Annotated in this window: 2 protein-coding genes and 3 tRNA genes; 3 read left to right on the plus strand and 2 right to left on the minus strand. The window is 40.9% G+C overall.

Annotated elements, in window-relative coordinates:
• On the plus strand, window positions 1-412 hold a 412-nt coding region (locus ACTF6W_RS04935), incomplete at its 5' end, for an ADP-ribosylglycohydrolase family protein (protein WP_438993438.1).
• 349 nt (window positions 413-761) lie between these two features.
• Here ACTF6W_RS04935 and ACTF6W_RS04940 read toward each other — a convergent pair.
• Together ACTF6W_RS04940 and rlmB are read right to left on the minus strand one after the other, a co-directional pair.
• Window positions 762-837, minus strand: a tRNA-Thr gene (locus tag ACTF6W_RS04940).
• 106 nt (window positions 838-943) lie between these two features.
• Window positions 944-1,789, minus strand: coding sequence for a 23S rRNA (guanosine(2251)-2'-O)-methyltransferase RlmB (gene rlmB / locus ACTF6W_RS04945; protein ID WP_438993439.1), 846 nt, complete (start codon window positions 1,787-1,789; stop codon window positions 944-946).
• A 186-nt stretch (window positions 1,790-1,975) separates the two neighbouring features.
• Here rlmB and ACTF6W_RS04950 point away from each other — a divergent pair.
• Together ACTF6W_RS04950 and ACTF6W_RS04955 are read left to right on the plus strand one after the other, a co-directional pair.
• A tRNA-Tyr gene (locus ACTF6W_RS04950) sits at window positions 1,976-2,060 on the plus strand.
• Window positions 2,061-2,127: 67 nt separating this feature from the next.
• Window positions 2,128-2,201 (plus strand) — tRNA-Gly (locus ACTF6W_RS04955).
• Window positions 2,202-2,253 lie beyond the last annotated feature (52 nt).

Raw genomic sequence — 2,253 nt, forward strand, 5'->3', positions numbered from 1 at the left:
CTCTGATATCTCAGCGGAATGTTGTGCTGTTGGTACATTCATTATGGTACTGCTCATCCAAGGCGTGCCATGGAAAAAAGCCTTGTCGTCTATTTCAGAAGTAAATTGGGGAAAAGAAATATCATCATTAGTAAACTATGAATGGCGAGAAAAATCATATCAAGACATAAATGCATCTGGATATGTGCTTGTTTCACTGGAGGCTTCTTTATGGTGCGTTGAAAATTCGAGAACGTTTTCAGAAGCTGTATTGTTAGCAGTTAATTTAGGAGATGATGCTGATACAGTTGGTGCTATTACAGGTCAATTGGCTGGTGCGCTTTATGGCTATTCAAATATTGAGAATAAATTCTTGGATAAGCTTATAAAGCGACAAATTATATTTTCACTAAGTCAAAATTTATGTCCATAGTTAAAGCTATTTGCTGGAGTTGTCCGCCGATACTCAATAAAATAGAATTGAATTAGAATTTTTCGGAGTAATAAAAAGGAAAAAAAATCCATGGAATCGTTGCTACGAAGATGAGCGAAAATGCCTTCTTTTCATAAACAGTAACAATAAAAAATCTTCATACAGGTAACCGCTCAATATGCTCATCAATGGAGTTTTTAGGAATAATAAAAAGGAGCTCTACCGATTGTAAAAAGGTGGATAGAAAAAAGGATTATATTAACAATAAGTACTTTGTCATAAAAGCCACCCAAAAAGCTACCAAAAAGGAAAGCAATCTAGCTTTAATTCGCTAAGTCATTGTTTTAAGTGGTGCCCCCACACGGACTCGAACCGCGGACCTATTGATTACAAATCAATTGCTCTACCAACTGAGCTATAGGGGCTAAAGACAGAATGCCTTCATCACGATGTTTCGTGAAAGTAGGCGCAAACTAGTGATGTTTTATTTTAAAATCAAGCGTTATTTTTGCCATTTTTATTTTTTTCTTGTTAGGCAGAGAAAACATAAAGCGCAACAGCCGCTGCGTTTGAGACATTCAGGCTTTCAACTGTTCGGCTAATCGGAAGCTTAACGAGGCCATCACAATGGTCTGCGGTTCCTTTTCGAATGCCTTTTCCCTCTGCACCCAGTACGAGAGCGATATTATCGCCAAAGTCTGCGTCTCGAATATCTTGCTTTGCATAACCATCTAGCCCAATGCGCCAATATCCCATTTCTGCGAGCTGGTCGAGTGCCCGACTTAAATTTGTGACACGCACCCAAGGGAGAGCCTCTAAAGCGCCGGATGCTGATTTGGCGAGCACGCCTGATTCTGGTGGCGCGTGACGGTCGGTCGTAATAATCGCTTTTGCGCCAAAGGCCGCAGCACTTCTTATAATAGCGCCGACGTTATGCGGATCTGTTACCTGATCCATGACTAGAACAAGATTTTTTTGTTCTTTTAATGCAACACAGCACTCGTCCATATGAGAATCGGGCAGAGGTTCCGTGAGTAAGGCAATGCCTTGGTGCACGGAATCAGCGGGCAAGTTTTTTTCAAAAACCTCGATGGCGGCGATTTCTGGATTAAGTGCGCGGTGGTTTAAATGGATATCCGTTAACGCTTGCTGATATTGATCATGACTTCTTTTCGTAATCATCAACCGTTTGATTTTGCGCATCGGATTTTCAAGTGCAGCTAGAACGGCATGTTTTCCGTATAACCAAAGACCATTTGATGATGCCTTTTGGGTTGGTTTTCCTTGCTCACGTTTATGGCTTCTTTCGCCCGTATTATTTGGACGTCTATTGGCTTTATTTTTGACCGAAGATTTTCTACTTTTATTTTTGCTCATGGTTCTTGCTATAAGCTAGTCTGATAACTTACGCAACCGCTTTGAAAGTTTATGATTTTATGATTTTTTTTTAACTTTCGGCCTAGAGATGTAAAATTAGTGAAAAATAACATTGACATCGCGAAATAAATGTCCATATTGCGGCTTCAAGTTACCAATTTTTGTTGGTGATTTATGCCCTGTTTTGGAGGGGTGGCCGAGTGGTTAAAGGCATCAGACTGTAAATCTGACCGCATAGCGTACACAGGTTCGAATCCTGTCCCCTCCACCATTTCCCCATACTTTGGTATATTACTAAAGTTAGAAATGGCTTTAAGCAGGGTGGAGCGTAGTTCTGTGCGGGCGTAGCATAATGGTAATGCAGCAGCCTTCCAAGCTGAATACGAGGGTTCGATTCCCTTCGCCCGCTCCAAATTTTAATGCGGTGGATGTGCGATATCGCCATACACTGAAATGTTTAATTA

Origin of the sequence: Pseudemcibacter sp. (assembly GCF_965661635.1) — a bacterium.
Lineage (GTDB): Bacteria > Pseudomonadota > Alphaproteobacteria > Sphingomonadales > Emcibacteraceae > Pseudemcibacter.

Excerpts from the sequence above, each read along its gene's own strand:
- rlmB (WP_438993439.1), bottom strand. The coding sequence starts at position 1,789 with ATGAGCAAAAATAAAAGTAGAAAATCTTCGGTCAAAAATAAAGCCAAT.